Source organism: Streptomyces sp. NBC_00236, assembly GCF_036195045.1.
Classification (GTDB): Bacteria; Actinomycetota; Actinomycetes; order Streptomycetales; family Streptomycetaceae; genus Streptomyces.
In genome coordinates this window covers 8311944-8333111 of record NZ_CP108100.1, presented here as the reverse complement: position 1 = coordinate 8333111, position 21168 = coordinate 8311944, and the positions used below count along the sequence as shown (strand labels likewise).

The window sequence follows — 21168 nt, the reverse complement described above, 5'->3', positions numbered from 1 at the left end:
TGCGCGAGCGACTTCGACAGCGAGCACGACGGCCTCTCGCTCGCGGACATCATGGGCTACGCCAACAGGTCGCCGGCAAAGAACAAGGTGATCATCCTCGACAGCTGCCACAGCGGCGCAGCTGGCGGCAGCGCGGTCTCCGCCAAGGTCGCAGAGATCTCCGAGGGCGTCACGATCCTTACCGCATCGGCGGCGAATCAGTACGCGATCGAGACAGGCGGCTCAGGCGTCTTCACAAGCCTGTTCGTAGACGCCCTCAGCGGGTCTGCGGCCAACCTCGTCGGCGAGGTCACGCCGGGCAGCGTCTACGCTCACGTGGACCAGTCTCTCGGCCCGTGGTCGCAACGGCCGATCTTCAAGACGAACGTCAAGGAGTTCGTGTCGCTGCGGAAGGCCGATGCCCCCATCGAGCTTGAGAAGCTGCAGAAGCTTGTCGAGCTGTTCCAGGAGCCCACCACCCTGCTCCAACTGGATCCCAGCTACGAGCCCGAGCGCACCGGAGCCGAGGACCCCTCGTTCCCGGCGCCGGACCCGGTCAAGAATGCGGACTTCGCAGTCCTGCAGGCGCTGGTGCGCGTCAACCTGGTGCGCCCAGTGAGCGCACCACACATGTGGCACGCGGCCATGAACTCCAAGACGTGCGAGCTAACCGTGCTAGGCCAGCACTACTGGTCCCTCGTGAAGCAGGAATTGATCTGATGTCGGATACAGAAGGAATCCGCGAAACGCTCGAGAACCATCGGGCAATCGACAGGCTCGCGGCGATCGAACACGACCGTTGGGCCCATTGGCAGCAGTATCTACACGACCAGTGCGAGCGTCGCGACGACGGCTCATTGGTAATCCCCACAGAGCTCGTCTCTCGATGGGAGGAACAGATCCGCACCCCCTACGAGGAACTTCCGCCCGAAGTACAGGAGAGCGATCGCGAGCAGGTACAACGATACCTGCCCACAGTCATCGAGATCCTGACCGACTGAGCTTGTTCTTTACCCTGCGGCCTCGAAATGTGCTTCGAACTATGCCGTTGAGCTAGGCGTTCGCCGGACAGTGAGGCGGCCTTCGTCTGATCATGAGCTCCGACCAAGGTGCACTGATCAAGACGAAGGCCGTGAGAGTGAGTCTCTTGTCTCAGGAGGTCCCGGGGGAAGCGTTCGCGCAAGCGTCGCGCTTCCGGGACGAGTTCTACGCGTGTCTGACCCGACGTGGCGATGAGCTGTTCGAACTCGCGGACGCGGTGCTGTATGCGTCCGGCGCGGTGCACTCGGTTGTCGAGCTGACGCTCCTGCCCAAATACCGCCGTGGACATGGGGCAAGGGGTTACCGGAAATCGCCCTAAGGGCTGTCCCGCAAAGATCGTCTGGTGCGCCCGGCCTCAAGGGCGCGGCGCCAGGGCGGCATGATGTTCCCGTGATGAACAGTGCAGACCTGCAGCCTGCCCGGATACCGGGTTACGGCGGCGGCCCCCTCACGTACCAGGCCGGGCTCCTGGACGAGCCGCTCTTCTGGCTGGGGCACCTCTACTCGTGCATCCAGAGCGAGAACGCCGAGGAACTGCTGTTCGGCGCGGACTACGACGCGGCCAACGACTTCCAGCGGCGGCTGTGGGCGCGGGCCGAGTGGCCAGCATTCACGGTTTCCCTCGGTGCTGATCACCGTCTTCACGTGGTCTACCGCACGGTCGCAGACGACACCGGCACGGACTACCTCCTCCACCACCCCGACTGGGACCAGGCCGAACTCCTGGCCAGGGATGACGGGCACTTCATGGGACCGGGCCTGTCCTGGCCCGAGCTCGTGGCAGCAGCGGACAACACCCTGCCCGGCGGCAGCACCACCGATCCCCACTCCCGCCTGCTGCTCCTGCTGCCCGCGTTCGGCGACGATGCAGTACCCGATGATGCCGTTGGCCGTCTGGCAGGTGCGCTGCACGCCCGCACGAGCGTGGAAGACCCTGAAACCCTCGCCTCTGCTCTTCTGCAGGACCAAGGGGCTCCCGGCCCCGCACGCTGGACGATAGCCGGGCACGGTTTCTCCGGGAACGACGGCGAGTACTCCTTCCGCAACCCCACCAAGCGCTTCACCCTGTCAGCCGATCGCCTGGCCCGGGTGGCAGCCGCGCTGACGCCCTGACTCACACGCCCATTCCCAACGGCAAGTGGTCATGTTTGGAACGACCCTGCCGTGACTGCTGTGATCACGGCTACGCAGCCGGCGTGGATAACTCCGTTCACCGGGCTGAGCCCGCGCTCTTTCAACAAGTTGGTGACGATGCTGCGGCACGACGGGGCGGCCGCGGTTCGCAGGGGCCGACCGTGGAGCCTGCCGCTGGAGGACCGGGTACTGCTGGTCACGGCGTACTGGCGGACGAACTTGACGATGCGCCAGCTCGCCCTGCTGTTCGGCATCTCGAAGTCCGCGGCTGACCGCATCATCACCCACCTCGGGCCCCTGCTCGCGCTCCAGCCCCGGAAGCGGTTCCGCAAGGACACCGTGCTCATCGTGGACGGCACGCTGGTGCCCACTCGCGACCACACGGTGGCCGAGCAGTCCAAGAATTACCGGTACTCCACCAACCACCAAGTCGTCATCGATGCCGACAGCCGCCTGGTCGTCGTGGTCGGCCGGCCACTTCCGGGTAACCGGAACGACTGCAAGGCGTGGGAGGAATCCGGGGCCAAGGCCGCCGTCGGCAACACGATGACGATCGCCGACGGTGGTTGCCCCGGCACCGACCTGGTCATGCCTCACCGGCGCCGCAAGGGCGAGGAACTGCCCGACTGGAAACTGCTACGCAACAAGTCCCACAAGCAGGTACGCGCCCGCGTTGAACACACCTTCGCCCGAATGAAGAGCTGGAAGATCCTTCGTGACTGCCGCCTCAAGGGCAACGGAGTCCACCACGCCATGCTCGGGATCGCCCGCCTGCACAACCTCATCCTCGCCGTATAGATAGCGGGACAAGCTTTAGTCAGCGGGGTCTTGTGGCCCGCGGTTGCTCGGTAGGGTGTACTGCGGAAGGTTCTGGTGGCTGCCTGCGGTCGTCAGAGCACCGATGTCCGTGAAGGAGGCCTCGTGGCTGATTCGCCGAAGGTGCCCCGCTCAGGTAGCCAGCCTCAGACCAAGCCGGCAGGCCAGTCTGGGGGCCGGGGTCACAAACCTACGATGCAGCCGGGGCGGACCCCTGCGTCGCCACCGCCGCCGCCCGCGTCGCCCTCTCAGGGGCAGGGGGGTAGCTGACGAACATCGTCACGATCCGGCGGGCCGAGACGCATGCAGCACCCCAGGGAACGGCATGTGTCTCAGTCTCGCCGGGCGGGCGGTACTTCAGCGGTTCCACCAGGACCAAGTCCCGGTCCGGCGAGTCTTCTGAACTGACGTTGAACGATGCCTGGCGTCCCTCGATGTAAGAGCCGTCCTCAAGGATGCAGCCGACGAGGGGGTTCTCTCCCGGAAACCAGCTGTCGAACATGATCCACCACGCCGACATCGCAGACGCATGCGGCTTGCCTGCCGTGAGCGCAGCAGCAGCTGCGGCCAGCGCACAGGCAAACAACAGTAGCCCTACAGCCCACCAGCCCAACTGGGCGTAATGATCCCGCGCATAACCAAGTCCTTCACGGACTAGCCGGCCGACGTCCGGCGTCAGTCCAGGCATCAACCCACGTGCCAGGGCGAAGAGTACGAGGGCGGCGAGCTCGGTAAGAACGCTGCAGAAGACCACTGCGCCCGTCTCACGGAACGGTGTGGGACGGCGCTCGCTCCCCCGCCGCTCTCGGATGATCACGAACGTCAGGCCCGGAAGCAGGAGAACAACCAGCAACACGAGACCTGTGACAGTGGTGGGCACAAGGGGCCCTTCTGGTCCGTAGGTACAAGGCCGTCAGTCACCGTACAGCGCACCACCTGAACCATGACAAGCCGTCCTGTTTCTCAGCCGGTGTGCGCTAGGTACTGTCCGGCGGATCATGGGCGGAGCCATAGGCGGACTGCCGCTCCGGTGACCGTGCCGTGGAAGACATAGGCCCGCTTGTCGTAACAGGTGGCGACCGCGCGGGAGTTCTTGAGTCGGTTGATGGTCCGTTCGACCTCGTTGCGTCGCCGGTAGCGTTCGGGGTCGAAGTCGGCGGGTCTGCCGCCCGCGCTGCCTCTGCGCCGGCGGTTGGCCCGCTGGTCCTTCGGCTCGGGGATCGTGTGCTTGATGCGGCGTCTTCGCAGGTAGCGGCGATTTCGGCGGGAGCTGTAAGCCTTGTCGCCGCTGACATGATCGGGCCTGGTCCGGGGCCGCCCGACCAGCGGGCGGGGAACCCGGATTCGGTCCAAGACCTCGATCATCTGTGGGGCGCCACCCCACTGACCTGGAGTGATCAGTAGAGCCATGGGGCGGCAGCCGCCTTCACCGGCGAGGTGGATCTTGGAGGTCAGACCGCCCCGGGACCGTCCGAGTCCCTCATCGGGGGTGGTTCATGCTGGACGTTCCACAGGTTTCCAGGTGCCTTCCCCCCTCGTTCGATGACGCCTCGTGGCGTCCGTGTCCCTGCCGTCCCGCCCTGCCCCCTACTGACCTCGGACCGGGGCATGGCCGGACACCGGTCAGGGACTGGGGCGCGCGGAGGCGTGCGAGACCTGGATGGTCCCTCCTCCGAGGTTGTGCTGCACGATCTGCGTCCATCCGGCCGTACTGCCGTTAACCACCGAGATCGGGCGGTAGACCGACGGGTCGGCGGAGCTGTCCACGATCGACTGGAGCTCCTCGACCGCGCTGGGATCGTCCTCAATCAGCGCCTCCAGACGGCCCTGCCACCGGATCGCGGCCACCTCACTGCTGGAGGAGCCGCTCAGGACGACATGGCGGGTGTCCTCCAGTGCGCTGGTCATCTGCGCCTCGCGGTCCTCGGCCCGACGGCTCATCAGCCGCGCCAGACGATCCCGCAGGACGGGCCACGACTCGGTCACCATGGCCTGGACGAGCACCCGGCCGGCCGCCGCCGCGATCGACGCCGCGAATGGTTCCACCCCTGATCACCTCCATACATTCATAAAGTCTGCTCCCGACTGCCGAGACCGTTCTTCCGCATGTCTCAGTGGTCCCCTTCGGCGACCTCTTTCATGCGACGCGCGAGGGCGTTGTCGGGGCCGAAAACCTTGTGCATGTTCTCATTGATCAGCCGGGCCAGATCACGTGCCTCATCCGTTTCCCCCCTGGCCACCAGGGCGGAAACCAGACTCGCTGCGCAGCGGAGCGTATCGGGGTGCTGTTCTCCCATTGTCTTGAGACGGCCGGCCAGCGAGCGCCGCCTCAGGACCAGGGCGTCGGCGAATTCACCGACCTTTTCCCGGATGGACGCAAGGTTGTCCGCGGAGGCCAGACTCGCCGGATGGTCCTCACCGAACCGGTCGACCCTTTTTCGCCAGACGGACGACTCGATCTGATGCGCGTGGTCGAAATCCCCGGCGCCGTACAGGGAGGAGGCGAGATTCCCCTCCGAGACGAGGGTGTCGGGGTGGTCGTGGCCGAGACTCGTGATCCTGGCCCGCAGGATCTGCCGGTGCAGTTCCACCGACTCCAGCCAATTCCCCTGACCGGCCAGCGCCGCCGCCAGATTGTTCCTCGAGGCCATCGTCGCCGGATGCATGGGACCCAGCAGCCGCTCACGCGCTTCGGTGAGCCGGCGCAGCACCGCCTCGGCCTGCTGCACATTGCCCAGCTCCCACTCGCACAGTGCCACCATGTGGAGCGCCGCGAGGGTGTCCTCGTGGACCGAGCCCAGCAGCGGCTCGAACTGCTTGGTCACCCGGTCGGCCAGTTCCTTGGCGGTCAGCGGGTTACCCGTGGACAGCTGGTACCAGCACAACCGCAGCAGCAGTTCGCGGAACCCGGTCTCCGCCGACCAGCGCACGGAGTTGACCAGCGGCATGAGCGAGCGGTAGACGGGCCAGTCGGCCGCGTCACCGGGGTCGCCCGGATCGTTCGCGACGAGCATGCGGGTGAGTTCCAGCGAGAGGCGCTCGTGGTCCTCGGCGGAGAGGTTGGTGCGGATCACCGCGGCCAGCACGGGGTGCGCGCGCAGCCCCGCCCCCTTCTCCTCGGCGAGGTTCTCGACGAGCAGGGGCCGTACGGCCTTCTCCTGGTGATCGCCGTCCACCACCGTCAGCCGTAGCGGCGGCCCGAACACCTCGGGATCCGCCCTCAGCAGCCGCAGCGGAATGGGGTGGGGGGCGGTGAGGGCCAGCAGCGCCAGAAGGTGGGCCGCCGCCGGGCTCTGCCGCGCCAGCCGGTCGAACATCCGCTGGAAGCGGGCCATGAGCGAATGGCCGGAATCCCCACCCGCCCGCAGCACCACCTGGTCCAGCCGCTTGTCGAGCAGGACCAGGAAGTCCGAGACGCTGGAACTAGACACACTCAGCTGGTTGGCGGCGATCCGCAGCGCGAGGGGCAGGAAGCCGAGCCGCACCGCGATCTGGTCCGCCGCGTGGGCGGGGATGCCGGGCACGTACCGGTTCATCAGCTCGGTCGCCTCGGCCGGGGAGAAGCCCCGCAGGGTGGTGCTGTAGCGGAAGTCCGCGGTCGCGTCCCGGCGGCGCGTCACGATGACGTGGCACTGCAGGTGATGCCTGAGCAGCGCGTCGAGCGTCACCCCCTCGAACCCGTCCAGCACCAGCAGCACCTTCGGCCCGGGCGGCAGGGACCGCATCCGGTGTCCGACGTCGCGCAGCGCCGCCCCGAGGGCCGACTCGTCGTCGCAGTCGTGGCACACGTCCGACTGCCGGATGAACAGGGCGGCGCCGTAGTGCCCCCGGGCGCGATGGGCGAACTCCACCGCGAGCGTCGTCTTCCCCGCACCGGCCATGCCGGTGATCGCGTAGGGGGACCCGTCGTCGCGGAAGTGCCGCAGCATCCGCAGGAGTTCCGCGTCCCGCCCCACGAACGGCGGCGTCCGCTCGGGGACCTCCCACAGGCCGGGGAGCGCGTCGGGGTAAGAGGGCCCCGGGGGCCGCCCGCGGGAGCCGGAGCTCTCCGGTGCCTCCGGGGCCGGGCCATGGCAGGCCACAACAGCTTCCAGCAGACTCTCCCTCGCCTCCTCCTCGGTCAGCCCGGCGAGCCCGAGCTCCGCGAGGACGGACAGCTCGGGAGGCGTGTGCCCGTCGAACTGCGAGACCCGCACCGGAAGGACGTGCGAGGGCTGTTCGGTGGCCGCTTCGGCGCGCCAGGTGGCCTCCTCCGCCGCCCAGGCTCCGCTGGAGAAGTCGGGGGAGAGCAGCACCAGGACCTTGGCGCTGCCCTCCAGCGCGTTGCGCAGCATGTACGACCACGTGCCGCCGGAGGCGGCCGCCACGTCGGGCGAGACCCGGTAGCCGGCGTCGGTGAGCTGGGCGGCGATCCAGTCCGCCCAGGGTTTGTCCGCGGCCACGTGCGCGAGGAAGAAGTCGAACCTGATCCGGCCGTGCGGGCGCTGCCGGTAGCGCCGGCGCAGGGTGGCTCGCTGACCGGACTCCATCGGCACGGCCTTGGTGATCTCGCCCCGAGTCAGATGGGTCGTGAGCCGTTCGAACGCCGCCAGCAGGGTGTCCTCTTGCTGCGGCCGGTCGCCCACCGTCGCCAGCAGCTCCTCGTAGGCGTACAGGCTGCGGTAGGGCACCTCCACATCGCCCCAGTACCGCTCCACGTCCATCGTGCTGTCCAGTGGGAACGCGTGGCGGAAGCTCCACTGCGCCCAGTCCCGGCTCTCCTCCAGCCGGTCGGCCTCGCCGCTTTCCACCCGCATGGGGACTGGCAGTACGCGCACCGCGCGGTCGGCCCGCCGCCGCATCACGGATTCCACCACGTTGGCGCATCCCGAGATGGACTGGGTGCTCATGGTGAAGCAGGCGATCAGGGTGTCGGGCAGCTGGATGGTGCAGACGCCCGAGGTGTCGCTCAGCCCGGTCCTGCTGTCGATCAGCACGTAGTCGTAGGCACGCGCCATCTGTTCGCGCAGCGACTCGATGAAGGCCCCGCCGCCGAGCCGATTGTAGAAGGAGTGCCAGTCGAACGAGTTGACCCGCTGGCCGAACGACCTGTTCTGCTTGCCCGCGCACAGCAGGTCAATGTGACCGTTGTCCGGGAACTGCCAGCGCAGCGAGACCGCGTGCTCCAGCGGGTCGGCGAAGGCTTCGTGCCAGCCGGGCCCGTCATCGCCCTCCCGGTCCAGCGCGGCGAACGCGAAGTCCCACAGCAGGTCGAGCACGCCGGACGTGGACTGGAGCTCCTTGTCGAGGAGGAAGGGGTGGAAATAGCGGTGCAGGCCGGGCGCCTCCAGGTCCCAGTCGACCACCAGGACGGATTTGCCGTTGCTGGCCAGGATCCAGGCCACGTTGGCCAGGGCCATGGTCCTGCCGGTGCCGCCCTTGTACGAGTAGAACGTCACGATCTCGCCGGGCTTCTCAGCCGTCGCTGTCCCCATCATCCCTCCGAGGGTCCGTCGAGGAAGGGCCTGGAATCGAACGACACGCCCGGACCACTGCGCAGGGCAGGGCGCACCTGGGGCGCTTGCATCATCACTTGGCGGGTGAGTTCGACGAGGATCTGACGTAACGCGTCCTTGAAGGCCGCCACCGTCTTGAGCGACATCTTGAACACCGGCTCACGCAGCTGCGCGTGACGGCCGAGCACACTGAGCAGCTGCTGGCGCAGCGCGTCCGTATGGGCGGCCGTCTCCGTGTCGGAGGCGTTCTGGGGCACGGCCATCCCGGTGTTCATGGTTAGGCGCTTGTCGTACTCGCCCAGCGCGGCCTGACGGTCCCTCAGTCCGATGGTCCACGGGTCGAGGATGATGACGGCCAGCTCGTTGTCGGCCTCCACCTTGTCTAGTAACTGGGCCACTTCGCCATCGAATTCCTCCGGGTGCGGCATGAGCCGTAGCTCCGAGGCGACCTCGACCGCGTACATGAGGACCGGCTCGGGGTGGTCCGGCGCGTAGGGGGCCCAGTCGTGCTGCCGATCGCCATACGGGGTGGTGTCCTCCCGGAGCCCGCTGAGGTCCTCCTGGGTGCCCGATGCCACCACCAGCCGGACGTGCTTGGGGCCTGAGGGGGACGTGCGGGGACCCGGCACGGGGCGCGGGGAGGCCGGCCGCTCCCGCGACGGACCGTCGTCCGTGGCCGGGGTCGCCACCGCCCCGGCCGCCGCGGTGTCCTTCTGCGCGGTCAGCGGGTCGCAGAAGGCGTTGCCGAAGGAGTCGAAGTCCTCGGACATCACGCCGGCCGCCAGCGGGCTGTCGTCGATGAGCTCGGCCAGCCGCTTACCCAGAGCGAAGATGATCTCCTGGTAGAGGGGGGCGTACTCCTTGTTGTGCTTGAGCTGTACCAGCTGGCGCAACCCCCGCTTGGCGTACCGGTCGGCGAGGTCGGGCTGCTTGGCCCAGATGTCCGCGGCGGCCTTGGGGACGGACATCCTGCCGTCGAAGACCCCCTCCCAGATGACCGGAAAGATCATCTCCGGTTCGGGGCCGGCCGTGCCGAGGATGTGGTCGGCCTGGCGACGGCTGAAGGCCCACCACTCCTTGCCGCAGAACGGGCTGGCGAAGTAGCGCGGGGAGTAGAGCGGTATGAACACCTTGCAGGAGCCTAGTGCCTCACTGAGTTCTCTGCGCCACCTCATCGCCTTGCGCATGTCCAGGTAGTTGTAGCCCAGTCTGTCCGGCGCGAGGGCGGTAATGTGACCGATCTCGGTGCACAGGTCGTTGAAGAAGTCGCTGACCAGCCCATTGCCGTTGTCCTCCCCCGAGAAGCTGAGAAAAAGCTGCACCATGCACACCTGCCACCGGTCCGCTCCCCCCTGACGGCCAACGTCGCCCCCAGGTCTGCCGTCGGCAGTTTCCCAGAAGAGCCCGCCCGCGTCCCGGACTCCGCGAGGAACATCCCGATCGGACGACACGGCGGGCCCCGGCCGCCCCCGCCGGGGCCCCGCCCCTGGCCGCTTCCTCCGGCGCACCGGGGCGGGCGCGGCCGTGGCGGTTACAGCCAGCCGTTGCGGGGCGGAAGCTGCGGTGGGTGAGCCAGCAGGCGTCACTATGACGCAGAGCACGGCGGAATTCGTGCAAGCGATCACCGGCAACGTGATCAACGGCTGGACCCTGTGGCACCTGTCTGCCCCTGACGGGCGCACACTGGACGGCCTCCGCCGTGAACTCCGGCGGAACGATCCCCAGCACTGATCCGTACCGAACCGGAAGGGAGGACGCACGTGACCGTTATCAATCTCCGCGAACACCAAGTAGCCCAGAAAGCGGCCTTCCGAAGATGGTCTGGCTTCCCCGCCCGGCCGCCGGTGCCCCCGCAGGGCATACGGGGCACGATCGTGTCCGCGACCGGCTCCGGTAAAACGATCATGGCCGCCGCGAGCGCCCTGGAATGCTTCCCGGGCGGCAGGATCCTCGTGATGGTGCCAACCCTGGACCTGCTCGCGCAGACCGCCCAGGCGTGGCGCCTGGTGGGCCACCGGGCACCGATGGTCGCGGTGTGCTCGCTGGAGAACGACGCGGTACTCAACTCCCTAGGCGTGCGGACGACCACGAACCCGATCCAGCTGGCCCTGTGGGCCGGGCACGGGCCCGTAGTCGTACTCGCCACGTACGCCTCCCTCGTGGACCGCGAGGACATCACAGCACCGACAGGCCAGGGGAGGGTTCGCGGGCCGCTGGAGGCCGCTCTGGCGGGCGGAGAGCGGCTCTACGGGCAGCAGATGGACCGTTTCGACCTCGCCATCGTGGACGAAGCCCACTCAACCACCGGAGAGCTCGGGCGCCCGTGGGCCGCGATCCACGACAACCAGCGGATCCCCGCCGACTTCCGGCTCTACCTCACCGCGACCCCGCGCATCCTCGCCGCACTCCGCCCCCAGAAGGGCAGCGGCGGCCAGGAGGCAGAGATCGCGACGATGTCGGACGACCCGGACGGCGTGTTCGGCGCCTGGCTCCCCGGCGCGGAGCTGGGACTCTCAGAGGCGATCGAGCGGGAAATCCTCGCCGGGTTCGAGATCGACGTCCTGGAGATCCGCGACCCGGCCCCGGTCGTCGGGGAGTCCGAGGAAGCGCGGCGGGGCCGGCGACTGGCGCTGCTACAGACCGCACTTCTGGAGCACGCGGCGGCGTACAACCTGCGTACGGTCATGACGTTCCACCAGAAGGTCGAGGAAGCCCGCGCGTTCGCGGACAAGCTCCCCGAGACCGCAGCCCACCTGTACGTCAACGAAGCGTCCGACGCCGACCTGGCCGCCGCCGACCGGCTGCCGAAGTCGTCGATCGACGCGGAGTTCTACGAGCTGGAGGCCGGCCGCCACGTACCCCCGGACCGCGTCTGGTCGGCGTGGCTGTGCGGGGACCACCTCGTAGCCGAGCGGCGGGAGGCGCTGCGTCAGTTCGCCAACGGCGTCGACGTCACCGGGCGCCGGGTGCACCGTGCCTTCCTCGCGAGCGTTCGCGTTCTCGGGGAGGGGGTGGACATCACCGGCGAGCGGGGAGTCGACTCGATCTGCTTCGCGGACACTCGCGGCTCACAGGTGGAGATCGTGCAGAACATCGGCCGCGCGCTCAGGTTGAACCGCGACGGCTCCACGAAGGTCGCCAGGATCATCGTGCCGGTGTTCCTGGAGCCGAACGAGGACCCGACGGACATGGTCGCCAGTGCCAGCTTCCGCCCCCTTGTAGCCGTCCTCCAGGGGCTCCGCTCGCACGATGACCGACTTGTTGAGCAGCTCGCTTCCCGGGCGCTCACGAGCGGCAAGCGCAAGGTGCACGTCCAGCGGGACGAGGACGGGCAGATCGTCGGGGCCGGCGGCGCGGGCGACGGCGAGGACCAGGAGGACGACGACACCCAGGCCGCCGCCGAAGCCGCCCTGCTCCACTTCTCCAGCCCGCGCGACGCGGCGACGATCGCCGCGTTCCTGCGCACCCGGGTCTACCGGCCGGAAAGCCTCGTGTGGCTGGAAGGTCTCCAGGCCCTCATCCGCTGGCGGAAGGAGAACGAGATCACCGGCGTCCACGCCGTCCCCTACGACGTCGAGGTCGAAGTCGGCGTCACGAAGTCCTTTCCGCTTGGCCACTGGGTGCATCAGCAGCGGAAAGCGCTGCGGGCCGGGGAGCTGGAGGAGCGGCGCAAGACCCTTCTGGACGCACCCGAGGCCGGGATGGTGTGGGAGCCGGGCGAAGAGGCGTGGGAGAGCAAACTCGCCGCCCTGCGGTCCTACCGCCGGGCCACCGGGCACCTCGCACCGCGTCAGGACGCGGTGTGGGGCGAGGGCGAGGCGATGGTGCCGGTCGGGCAGCACATGGCGAACCTGCGCCGGAAGGGCGGCCTGGGCAAGGACCCGCAGCGGGCCGCCGTGCGCGCGGCGCAGCTGACGGAGATCGACCCGGACTGGAACTGCCCGTGGCCGCTGAACTGGCAGAGGCACTACCGGGTCCTCGCCGACCTGGTCGACGCCGACGGCGTCCTGCCGGCCATCGAACCGGGGGTGCTGTTCGAGGGCGATGACCTGGGCAAGTGGCTGGAGCGGCAGAAGAACCCGGGCATCTGGGCGCAGCTTCTCCCCGAGCAGCAGGAACGGCTGTCGAAGCTGGGCGTGCAACCCGACCAGCCACCAGCCCCCGCCCCGGCAGCCGCTCGTACGGCGAAGGGCCCGAGCAAGGCGCAGGCGGCGTTCCAGCGCGGTCTGGCAGCCCTCGCGCAGTGGGTAGAACGGGAAGGAGACCGGCCCGTGCCCCGGGGTGCAGTCGTTGAGGTCGCCGTCGACGGCGAGACCAAGCCGGTGCCGGTGAAACTCGGCGTGTGGATTTCGAACACCAAGACTCGGCGCGACAAGCTCACCGCCGACCAGCTCGCCTCGCTCGCGAAGCTGGGCATGGACTGGGCGAAGCCGGTGACGGACAGCCTCTGATCGCCTATATACGCCGTGACCGGGTCCCGGAGCTTTTGGAGGTCCGGGACCCGGTGCTGTACCCAGGGCCTCCTCTTGGTTACACCCCGAACTGGCTCATCAGGTCAGTGCATAGTTCGTCAGCACTGCTGCGTCCTTCGTCATTCGCTGCGGCGGGTGAGAGCGCGGTATGGGCCGGTTGGATGCGGTGGGGCCGGCGGGCGTACGGCGGCTCCGTCTCCGCCCCGTCTCCCCAGGTCGAGGTGAGCGGCGAGAATGCCCTGGGTCTGTCTGCGGAGATGATCGCCGCTGTGAGTTGCACCGTGCTGTCCAGGCGCAGTTTTCGCTGCTGTTCCTGGGTGGTGGCGATGAAGTCGTAGCAGCATGCGGTCACCAGGCGTTGGGACACCAGGAGGTCGTCGTCCTGGCCGGGGGGCTCTTGGATCTCGCGGATGTAGGACAGGTTGGCGGCCATTACTACGGTGCCGTCGTAGTGCAGTTCGGTGATGATCTCCCGGTTGATGGGCGAGGCGAGGTTGTTTCACACCCAGCGACGCAGGCCGGGCCGGGGGTTGAGCCGGGTGTCCGGTCCCACCCCGACCAGGGGCCCCGGCACCGGCTCTCGCGGGTTCAGATGGCGGGCTCGGGTCTGGGCGGCCTCGAGGACTTCCCGTGCTTCGTCGCGACTCATCGTGTAGGCGCCGCGGGGCAGGGGCCGCTGCGGCCGGGAGACCGCGACGAACCACGCCGAGGGCACGGAAGCGTGGGCGGCGATGGTCTGGGTGGTGAAGTCGATATGGCGCTGGATTTCTTCGTCGGCCCGGCCGACGCGGGCGAAACGGTCACGGTAAGCCCGCTCGATCCGAGGCTCTGCCATCCAGGCGGTGTGGTCGTTGTCCCGGTAGGGGATGACTGCGGCCTGCTGTTCCTTGTCTCGTGCTGCGCCACCGTAGACGAAGTGCGGTGCCATCTCGCTGGCCGGCACGTCGACGACCAGGACCGTCTTCGTGCTGTCGGTCAGCTCGAATATGTCCAGGTCCGGCAGGTAGGGCTGAACGTGGTTGCGGATCCACTGGGCATACTGCTGCCGGTTGACTTCCTCGGGGTCGATGCCCACCAGGGCTGTTGCGTGACGCCGTCAACGAGGGCCGGATCACGACGCCGGGACCGGTGAAGTGGGCGCGGGGGATGCCTGCGGTCATCGCGCGGAGCGTCTCGTTCACCTGGCTCATCGTCTCCGCGCCGGTCAGCTGCACCCGGGCCGCGAGCGGTGCCCGATGCCGGCGCGGTGGAGTTCGGCGGCCGTCGAGGTGACCGCCGCGGCGTGGTCGTCGTAACTGGTGCCGAGCAGCTGTCCGGTGACCGGGTCGTACTTCTCCTCACGCAGTGCCGAGATCCGTATGCCCTTCGGCTCCAGCAGCTTCTTCGCCTCGCCGTGTCCTCGCTTCGTCAGCACCCATACCTGCCGCTGGTCTGCCCGGACCGTTTCGATCCTCACCAGGTGGTGCTCCTGAAGATCCAGGAGGTTGTCCCGCACGAGCCTGTCGTGCTGGTTGTCCGGGCGGGTCAGCTTCCACAACTGGTCGGGCGTAGCCCTCTGGAAGATTCCCAGTGCTTGCAGCAGTTCCTGGCGTCGAGGTTCGGTCGAAGTCCTTCTGTGCTGGGGACGCCTTTGTACAAGAGGGTTGTCGGACCTGCGACGCCCCCCCCTTCGCCTGCTCTGACCTGCGGAAACGCCCGGCCCTTGGCGTCGGGGCGCGGAGGGGGTGATGGAGGGGTCCACGGAGGGGGTCTTTCCGGCCCGGACAGGGGTCTGCTCGGGGTCGTCTGCGGTGCTCGCCACAGGGTGCTAATGCAAGGTGGGGCGGGCCTATCCCGCCGTTCACTCTGTACAGGTGTGGTTTCGGGCCTCCGTGTGACGCCAGTCTTGGAAAACCTCTCCGCCGCGACCGGATCGTGATCAACCGTGTCCGTTCTCAGTAGATGTGGCGATTCCCGGTGGTTCTGGCGAACGACCTGGCGGGCCTGGCAACTACGCCGGGAAAAGCACGAGCGGGGGCGGGGCGAGACGCCGTAGCCTGGCGTAATGCCCGAATTTGCGCATACCGAAGCCACGGCTCAGCGCGCTCTCGATGTCATCGACCAACTTCTTGCCGCACGCGAACAGATCGCGACCGGTCAAGGTGGCATCTCTTTCTTCAAGGGCCATGAAGCGGTGGCACCGAGCGCCTGGAGCTGGTGGATGCTCATCGGCGACTCCGCGCGAGTGGTACGGGAAGAGACGGTGAAGGGCAACGGGTTCGTCGTCGCGCCTGTGATGCGGAACCTCATGACGCACGCGGTGGCGCTCGCCTGGCTCGTGGACGGCGGCGAGACGGCAGTCAAGGCCGTGGACGCCTACAGCGACGAGCAGCTCCTCAAACTGATCACCAACGCCAAGGAGGCCGGGTGGGACGTCGACGGAGACCCCGTCGAGGCCCGCGTCCGCAAGGCAGTCAACGACCGCGTCACCGACCCGGACCCGGCGGTCGACCGACTGAGGAACGAGATCCGCAATACCGCCGCGCTGATGGCCGCGTTCGGCGAGCAGGATGCATACCTGCCCTACCGGCACCTCAGCTCGTACTCTCACACCACGCGGGAGACCGCGCAGCTCTACTTGCACTCTGCCGCGTCGGGCGCATGGCAGATCCGCACTCGGCCCAGGCCGAGCGGTCTGAATGACATCATCTGGGCGGCGGTGTGCCTAATCCAGTCGGGCAAGATCATCGACTCCATCCTCACCGGCCAGCCATTCGCCCAGCTGCTCAACGAGGCCACCTCTCACCTTGGCCTGCCCGGCAACATCATGCCCACGCGTCGCAGTCGATCGGCCTAACCCCTCGCGCTTTCGTCCCTACCGGGTCAGCGGCCGGAGAGGAAACATCGCGCTCAGCTTCGGTAGTTTGCGCGCCGCCTCGTCTTCGCATCGCACATTCCACTGCTCGCCGAGTGGCCCTCGGCTGCCCTCTACATCGCCTTGCTCAGCTTGGACAGCTTCATGGAATGCGTCGCCGCAGTCATCATCGATGCCGGTGAGGAGCCCGTACGCCTCCATGGCGACGCTGTCGCAGTGAACGCTGAGCGTTCTCACCCCAGATTGAGTGCCGGCCCCTGTGGGGTGAAGTGGGCGGGGGCCAGCGACATGCTGCTACGGCAGGCCGCTGGCCGCTGTGCTTGGCCGTTGCGCCGGATCGAAGTTCCCACGCGCGAGGAGGCGGGGCAAAGACCTGACGCCGTCCGCCGCTGAGCGGCTGCGGCTACATCGCTGGTGGGAGTGTCGCACCAGGGCGATACCGTGCCGCCATGGCTGACGTTTTTGAGCTCTCAATCGTCCTGAACTTGCGGGAAAGCCTGTCGGATGAAGAGATCGCAGAGCTTCGGTGGCATCTCGGGCTGGGCGACAAACCGGAGATCCTCCGTCTCGTGACCTCGTTTCCGGTCGTAGTTGAGGACGACTGCGGCGAACCCGTCATAGAGAACCATCCCGTGCCACTGCTCGGCCGACATGGCGAGGCGTGGAAGGTGGACGGAGCACTCGTCTCGGTGCTGCTGTGCCCTGAAGAAGGCCGTCACGGGTCATGGGCCCTGACCGTTCGGCAGGAGATCCACCCCGATGAGTTCGAATCCACCGGTGAACTGCTCAGGTGGCTGGCTACCAAAGCCGATGACCGGCACCGTTCCTCCACCGGTGAGGTCCGCCTGGGCTGGACCAGGTTCTACGAGTCACACCAGTACGAGCCCTTGGTGGTTCGAGACGACGAGGTCGTGTGGCCGTAAAGCCCCAGCTTCACCCTCAGCCTGAACGGCGGACCGGCCTCCCATGGCAACAAATCTTGAGCGTTCTCACAGAAGTCGGTCTCCACCCGCTCCGTCCCATATGGATCACCCCTCAACCTTCAGTGAGAACGCTCAACGTTCACTGCGACAGGTCAGCAGGGGGAGAGTTCTCCCTCCTCAGCGGCCGGGCTCTGTCCACAGGGCCGAAATTAGAGGCTCCTCTTGAGGCCGCCGCGATCAGCGGGGCGGCCCGTCGTTGAGGAGCTGTCATGCCCGAGAACACCGTCACCGCGCCGCTCGCCCCGATGGAGCCGGCCGACGTCGCCGACGCCTTCGCTTACATCCAGGCGTAGCACTCCAGGGACATCGACACCGCTGACGCAGTCGCCGACGACATCGGCCCGGAGAAGCTGCACCGGATGCTCGTGGACGTCGCCGCGCGCGTCTTCATCCCGATCACCGCCGAGGACTACCACGACGGGGAGCCGTGCGCGCACTCCTTCCTCGCCGCCGCGCTAGGGCGGCTGCTGCTGAAGCTCGCCTGCCACGGCGTGTGCCTGGCCAGCACGCCGGGCACCGCCGACACCATCACCCGCTTCACCGACAACATCCTCACCGAGGACCACGGCGACGTCGCCGACGTCCTGCACCAACTGGAGGCCGCCGGGATGAAGCAGGCGACGGAAGCGCACCCGGCGCACCGCACCACCGCGTAGAACGCGTCCGGGACAGCAGTGGTGCGCATCGCGGGCGCACCACCGCACCGCGCCGCGCCGGGTACCTGGGGCGCGCCACCGCATCGGGCGCACGGCGTGCGGGCCCTCTATCACGCACCCCCTTGACCACGGCCTGACCGGCGACCGGAACGTGCTGTGTCAAGGAGAAACGCACCGGGTGGAGGCGCGGCCCCGCTCCCCTCCATGGCGCCCGGTCCCGGCCGGTGGACTCCACTCAGTGGAGTGGCCACCCGAAATCGACCGTGCGCACCACCACACCGCCCATGCAGAGGCGAGAACAGCGCGGCGAGGGTTCACGCTGCTTCAGGTCAGCTCAAATACGAGTCCATGAGCTGGCCATCAACCCAGCATAGAAAGGCTGCTCGCCTCGCCGCTCCGAAACCTCGGTTCCGGGCGGTGCAGGCCAGCGCCCTCATGGCCTTCGACGTCCGGACGGTGCCCGCCCGGGAAACGACCGTCCGGACCGTCCGCGTGCGCCGATCTGTTGGCGGCCGCAGGGGAGGGCAGTAGGGCGTTGGTCAGGGAACCAGCCTGACCTGTGTGGTCTGAGCCCACCTCTCGATTCGTACCTTGTTGTAGGCGGTCCAGTGGGCGAGGCTAATGCTTCCGTCCCGCGTGACTGGAGTGGCTTCGGCTATCCCGAACGCCTGGATGAGTTCGTCGGCGACGTACGCGGCTGTCTGAACCAGAGCGGTGCCAGCGTCGGCAAGATCGTCGACCAGCGCAACGGCCTCGGCGTCTGCGTAGGCGCACGTGTGGGTACTCAGAGGCATTCGGCGTCCGCGGTACTCGTCCGTCTGATCGATCCGGAAGGGCAGCAGCGGTGCCATCTGCGGGCGGGGCGGGCCGTGAGGGTGCGTGTGCGGGGCTTCGATCAGTGCTGCCTTGACCAGGACGGTGCCGGAGACGCCAGCGCGATCCCGGGCATGGGCGCCCAGGAAGTACAGCATCGAAAGCAGCTCGTAGACGACCGTGTCCAGGTCGGCGAAGTTGAACTCCTTGAGGTCCACCGTTGCCGTACCGGAGTGGATGCCGGGTAAGGCGACGTGACCAGCAGATTGCGTCGGTGACGGTTGAAGGTCCCCTGTGTGATCGGCATGTCGCCGGGGACCTCCGGCGTGACGCTGACCATGAGCTGCGGTTGGTTGCTGGGCGGGAGCGCCATCAGGGCTTCGCGTTCGATGTCGAGCAATCTCTTGGCACGGTCTGCCGTGGTGGTGAACCGGTGGTGATAGGCGGTGGCGACATCCGTCTCGGTCAGCCAGGTGGTCAGGGATCCAGTACGTCGGGGGTAGCGCAGTGCTTTCTCCGTCGCCTTGACCGGCGGTGTGGTCACAGCATGGGGCCCATGAGGGCTGCGCGGCACCGCGAGAATGAGGAAGCCCCGGCCGGGATCGTCCGGGTTGCGAACGGGGTAGGTCTCGTAGCGGACCTGCGGTGCGGTACTGCTGCCGATGACCTGTTCAAGGTGTCGCAGATGAGCGTCCGCGAGATCGATGTCCATAACCTTCGTGGGGACACCTTTGACGTCAGTCAGGCCGATGACCAAGGCGCCGCCGATGTGGTTGGCCAAGGCGCAGATGTCCTTGGCCAGCTCTTCCTTGCCCTTCGGATCCGCAGCGGCAACCTCCCGCTTGTACTCCAGGTCCTCCGCCTCAGCAGCGGCTTCTACACCAGCCAGCCCAGCTATCTGTTCGTAGGTCAACTGATCAAGTCGGCTGCCGAACAGTGCTTCCAGGCGCCGGGAGCGAAACGTCATGACCGGGCACTAGTGCACACATCGGTACCTGCCACCCGGCGGAGGTGAGCCGGAGGGAGGGTACTGAGCAGCAGGCTGAAAGCGGCAACCGGGATCACCTCACCCGCGTTCTACTGCGGCGAGTTGCTGTGGTCCGTGCCTGTTTGATCGCTGAACTGTGGGTTCCGGTTCCACGGGTAGCTCTGCCAGCCGGCATCCAGCACCTGATTGCGTCCCAGCTGCCTGCCGACGAGCATCTGGCTCAGCGAGTACGTCGACTGGTGCACATCCGCTTGGCGTTCCAGAAGTAGCTGATCGACTGGGCGGTCTTCCACGGTGACGAGATGCTCGATCTCCTCGGCGCTGCAAACGGTGACGAAGGTGTCAGTCTCAGGGTGCTGGTCTCTTTGGAAATTGGCGTTGGCGGTGTGGAATGCCTCCAGTGTGACCACAAGGCCCTGAAGTGGACGTTCCCTTGGTATGTGGGAGAAGTCGGGGTGGCCCTCCTTGATGAGAGCGGCCGTGGTGTCGATTTGCTCGTAGGCGTGCGTGAGCTGTTTCTGGACGGCACTCGTCCGTTCCAGGATTCCCAGTCGCATGGGCTGCGTTGGACGGGTCGACTTGACCTCCACAAGGAGGGTCAGGTCGTCCATGGCGACGATCCAGTCGACGCTGCGTCGGTTGTCCCGGTTGTAGAGGACCTCGGCATGGACCGTGGCGTGGGGAATCTGGCGGAGATTGCGTCCGATGTACTGCTCGAAGAGGTGCCCCAGGTCTTCAGCAAAGGCGTTTCCGTACCGGACGACGCCCATGTAGAACAGACCCAGCGGGCTGCCCTTCGGAGCGATGAGGTGTGAGGAGGGGGCCAAGAAACCGGGGCCGAACCCACGAAGAAAGGGTTGGCCACGCAGGGGGTTGTACTCGAAGCGTCGCAGGTGAGGGTCCCGACTGATGCGGCGTTCGTTCGTGGCTTTGAAGGCGGGCTGATCAACGACAAAGTGCGTCTCGACGACGCGCCGGATGGTTTCTGCGGGTATGACAGCGCAGATCTCCCGGAACTGCGGTTGGTCGAGCCAGGCGGGGTCGAAGCGGCCGGCGTTCTGATACGCCGCTACCTGGAGAAGCATCGTCACGCCCACGTACTCGGACAGCGAGCATCCGAGCAACTCGTTCGCCCATCCGGCAGTCATGCAGCGTAGAGGGCCCTTCACCTGCGTCTGCTCGAACAGTGCCGCCGTACGCGCCAGCGCGTTGTACGTCGCGCCTTGATATGTCAGTTGCTGTCCCGACATACGCAGCATGAAACCGGAGACTGCCTCGTAGGTGCCGTTGTCCCTGATCATCATGTCTGTCAGCTGTGAGTACGCTGCCAGGATGCGCAGCAGGTCCTCTTCGGTACAGGATCCGTCGCCCCGATGCTCATTGCCGTAAGCAAGCGAAACTCGTGCTGTTTCAGCGAGGGCCCAGGGCGTGTACTTCATGTACGGGCTGTTCCAGTAGCTCGAGTCCTTCCACCGGGCTGACGCTGCGGCAACCACTGGCAGCAATGCGCTAGGACGGTGCCGACGGACTCGCTGCACATACTCGTGATCAGACACAAGCCGGTCATAGAGGTTCGCTGCCATCCAGCAAGGATGGCCGCCGGCACAGGTCCTGTCCTGTGGGTTTCTAAGATCAGTGGAGCGGAAAGCCTCTGTCGGGCCCGGCATTTTGCGCCCGCTGCTGGCCTTCTTCGTCCGCAGCACCGGATCCGAGGACCCGGCGCGTGCTTGCCGTGCCAGCCAGGTGGGAGCCGACCACCCCGCGCGCTCGCAGTTCCTGAAGGTCTGGCAGGCGTATGCCGGGCAGCGAGTCGAGGATGTCGGCCTCGGCTGCGCGAATACTGCTGGGCCCGGAAGCTTCAGGGCCTCCGCCAAGGGCGCGGCGAGTGGTCACAGAGATCATCGTATGAGCGCGAACCCCACGCCGACTACGCTGCG

At 67.2% G+C, this 21168-nt stretch carries 18 protein-coding genes and 2 pseudogenes; 9 read left to right on the top strand and 11 right to left on the bottom strand.

Annotated features, from left to right (window positions below):
• The 5 genes and pseudogenes from OG446_RS37090 to OG446_RS37070 form a co-directional block, all read left to right on the top strand.
• On the top strand, positions 1 to 699 hold a 699-nt coding region (locus tag OG446_RS37090; protein WP_328892015.1), incomplete at its 5' end, for a caspase family protein.
• The gene (locus OG446_RS37085; protein WP_328892016.1) at positions 699 to 980 is read left to right on the top strand and encodes a hypothetical protein; all 282 of its coding nucleotides are present in this window, start codon (positions 699 to 701) and stop codon (positions 978 to 980) included. The genes OG446_RS37090 and OG446_RS37085, both read left to right, overlap by 1 nt.
• A gap of 137 nt (positions 981 to 1117) precedes the next feature.
• Positions 1118 to 1315 (top strand): annotated as a pseudogene (locus OG446_RS37080) (NF041680 family putative transposase); the annotation flags it as partial.
• Positions 1316 to 1413: 98 nt separating this feature from the next.
• Positions 1414 to 2133, top strand: a complete 720-nt coding sequence (locus OG446_RS37075) for a hypothetical protein (RefSeq protein ID WP_328892017.1) — start codon at positions 1414 to 1416, stop codon at positions 2131 to 2133.
• Between the two features lie 51 nt (positions 2134 to 2184).
• Entirely contained in the window at positions 2185 to 2952 is a 768-nt protein-coding gene (locus tag OG446_RS37070; RefSeq protein ID WP_328892018.1) for a transposase, read from the top strand.
• A gap of 208 nt (positions 2953 to 3160) precedes the next feature.
• On the opposite strand, the gene OG446_RS37065 is transcribed toward OG446_RS37070, so the two are convergent.
• From OG446_RS37065 to OG446_RS37045, 5 genes and pseudogenes are all read right to left on the bottom strand, one after another.
• On the bottom strand, positions 3161 to 3850 hold the full coding sequence (locus OG446_RS37065; protein WP_328892019.1) for a DUF6338 family protein: 690 nt from the start codon (positions 3848 to 3850) through the stop codon (positions 3161 to 3163).
• A 116-nt stretch (positions 3851 to 3966) separates the two neighbouring features.
• Positions 3967 to 4458: pseudogene (locus tag OG446_RS37060) on the bottom strand (IS5 family transposase); the annotation flags it as partial.
• Positions 4459 to 4593: 135 nt separating this feature from the next.
• Positions 4594 to 5016: a hypothetical protein gene (locus tag OG446_RS37055; RefSeq protein ID WP_328892020.1), complete on the bottom strand. Its 423-nt coding sequence runs from the start codon at positions 5014 to 5016 to the stop codon at positions 4594 to 4596.
• Between the two features lie 65 nt (positions 5017 to 5081).
• Complete coding sequence (gene fxsT, locus OG446_RS37050; protein ID WP_328892021.1) at positions 5082 to 8447, bottom strand: FxSxx-COOH system tetratricopeptide repeat protein; 3366 nt, start codon at positions 8445 to 8447, stop codon at positions 5082 to 5084.
• Positions 8444 to 9790, bottom strand: a complete 1347-nt coding sequence (locus tag OG446_RS37045; protein ID WP_328892022.1) for a TIR-like protein FxsC — start codon at positions 9788 to 9790, stop codon at positions 8444 to 8446. Before OG446_RS37045 ends, fxsT begins: the two co-directional genes overlap by 4 nt.
• A gap of 435 nt (positions 9791 to 10225) precedes the next feature.
• Between OG446_RS37045 and OG446_RS37040 the strand changes: the two genes are divergently transcribed.
• A complete protein-coding gene (locus OG446_RS37040; RefSeq protein WP_328898154.1) occupies positions 10226 to 12916 on the top strand; it encodes a DEAD/DEAH box helicase in 2691 nt (896 codons plus the stop codon).
• Positions 12917 to 12995: 79 nt separating this feature from the next.
• Here the strand turns inward: OG446_RS37040 and OG446_RS37035 are convergent, their stop codons facing one another.
• The 3 genes from OG446_RS37035 to OG446_RS37025 all read right to left on the bottom strand — a co-directional run bounded on the left by OG446_RS37035 (position 12996) and on the right by OG446_RS37025 (position 14474).
• Positions 12996 to 13370 (bottom strand): hypothetical protein, encoded by a 375-nt coding sequence (locus OG446_RS37035; RefSeq protein WP_328898153.1) that lies wholly within the window; start codon positions 13368 to 13370, stop codon positions 12996 to 12998.
• A gap of 66 nt (positions 13371 to 13436) precedes the next feature.
• Positions 13437 to 14012 (bottom strand): AlbA family DNA-binding domain-containing protein, encoded by a 576-nt coding sequence (locus tag OG446_RS37030; protein WP_328898152.1) that lies wholly within the window; start codon positions 14010 to 14012, stop codon positions 13437 to 13439.
• 129 nt (positions 14013 to 14141) lie between these two features.
• Positions 14142 to 14474, bottom strand: a complete 333-nt coding sequence (locus OG446_RS37025) for a hypothetical protein (RefSeq protein ID WP_328898151.1) — start codon at positions 14472 to 14474, stop codon at positions 14142 to 14144.
• 507 nt (positions 14475 to 14981) lie between these two features.
• On the opposite strand from OG446_RS37025, the gene OG446_RS37020 reads away from it, so the two are divergent.
• From OG446_RS37020 to OG446_RS37010, 3 genes are all read left to right on the top strand, one after another.
• Positions 14982 to 15773, top strand: a complete 792-nt coding sequence (locus OG446_RS37020; RefSeq protein ID WP_328898150.1) for a hypothetical protein — start codon at positions 14982 to 14984, stop codon at positions 15771 to 15773.
• Between the two features lie 467 nt (positions 15774 to 16240).
• Positions 16241 to 16714 carry a hypothetical protein gene (locus tag OG446_RS37015; RefSeq protein WP_328898149.1) on the top strand — a complete coding sequence of 158 codons (474 nt, stop codon included), beginning with the start codon at positions 16241 to 16243 and terminating at the stop codon, positions 16712 to 16714.
• 419 nt (positions 16715 to 17133) lie between these two features.
• Positions 17134 to 17430: a hypothetical protein gene (locus OG446_RS37010; RefSeq protein WP_328898148.1), complete on the top strand. Its 297-nt coding sequence runs from the start codon at positions 17134 to 17136 to the stop codon at positions 17428 to 17430.
• 539 nt (positions 17431 to 17969) lie between these two features.
• On the opposite strand, the gene OG446_RS37005 is transcribed toward OG446_RS37010, so the two are convergent.
• The 3 genes from OG446_RS37005 to OG446_RS36995 form a co-directional block, all read right to left on the bottom strand.
• Positions 17970 to 18224, bottom strand: a complete 255-nt coding sequence (locus tag OG446_RS37005; protein ID WP_328898147.1) for a hypothetical protein — start codon at positions 18222 to 18224, stop codon at positions 17970 to 17972.
• Between the two features lie 101 nt (positions 18225 to 18325).
• Positions 18326 to 19210 (bottom strand): AlbA family DNA-binding domain-containing protein, encoded by an 885-nt coding sequence (locus OG446_RS37000; RefSeq protein ID WP_328898146.1) that lies wholly within the window; start codon positions 19208 to 19210, stop codon positions 18326 to 18328.
• A gap of 110 nt (positions 19211 to 19320) precedes the next feature.
• Positions 19321 to 20670: a hypothetical protein gene (locus OG446_RS36995; protein WP_328898145.1), complete on the bottom strand. Its 1350-nt coding sequence runs from the start codon at positions 20668 to 20670 to the stop codon at positions 19321 to 19323.
• Between the last annotated feature and the right edge of the window lie 498 nt (positions 20671 to 21168).

Excerpts from the sequence above, each read along its gene's own strand:
- OG446_RS37015 (WP_328898149.1), top strand. The coding sequence starts at position 16,241 with ATGGCTGACGTTTTTGAGCTCTCAATCGTCCTGAACTTGCGGGAAAGC.
- OG446_RS37075 (WP_328892017.1), top strand. The coding sequence starts at position 1,414 with ATGAACAGTGCAGACCTGCAGCCTGCCCGGATACCGGGTTACGGCGGC.
- OG446_RS37000 (WP_328898146.1), bottom strand. The coding sequence starts at position 19,210 with ATGACGTTTCGCTCCCGGCGCCTGGAAGCACTGTTCGGCAGCCGACTT.
- OG446_RS37005 (WP_328898147.1), bottom strand. The coding sequence starts at position 18,224 with ATGCCTCTGAGTACCCACACGTGCGCCTACGCAGACGCCGAGGCCGTT.
- OG446_RS37010 (WP_328898148.1), top strand. The coding sequence starts at position 17,134 with ATGCTCGTGGACGTCGCCGCGCGCGTCTTCATCCCGATCACCGCCGAG.
- OG446_RS37035 (WP_328898153.1), bottom strand. The coding sequence starts at position 13,370 with ATGGCCGCCAACCTGTCCTACATCCGCGAGATCCAAGAGCCCCCCGGC.
- OG446_RS37045 (WP_328892022.1), bottom strand. The coding sequence starts at position 9,790 with ATGGTGCAGCTTTTTCTCAGCTTCTCGGGGGAGGACAACGGCAATGGG.
- OG446_RS36995 (WP_328898145.1), bottom strand. The coding sequence starts at position 20,670 with ATGAAGTACACGCCCTGGGCCCTCGCTGAAACAGCACGAGTTTCGCTT.
- OG446_RS37020 (WP_328898150.1), top strand. The coding sequence starts at position 14,982 with ATGCCCGAATTTGCGCATACCGAAGCCACGGCTCAGCGCGCTCTCGAT.
- fxsT (WP_328892021.1), bottom strand. The coding sequence starts at position 8,447 with ATGATGGGGACAGCGACGGCTGAGAAGCCCGGCGAGATCGTGACGTTC.
- OG446_RS37085 (WP_328892016.1), top strand. The coding sequence starts at position 699 with ATGTCGGATACAGAAGGAATCCGCGAAACGCTCGAGAACCATCGGGCA.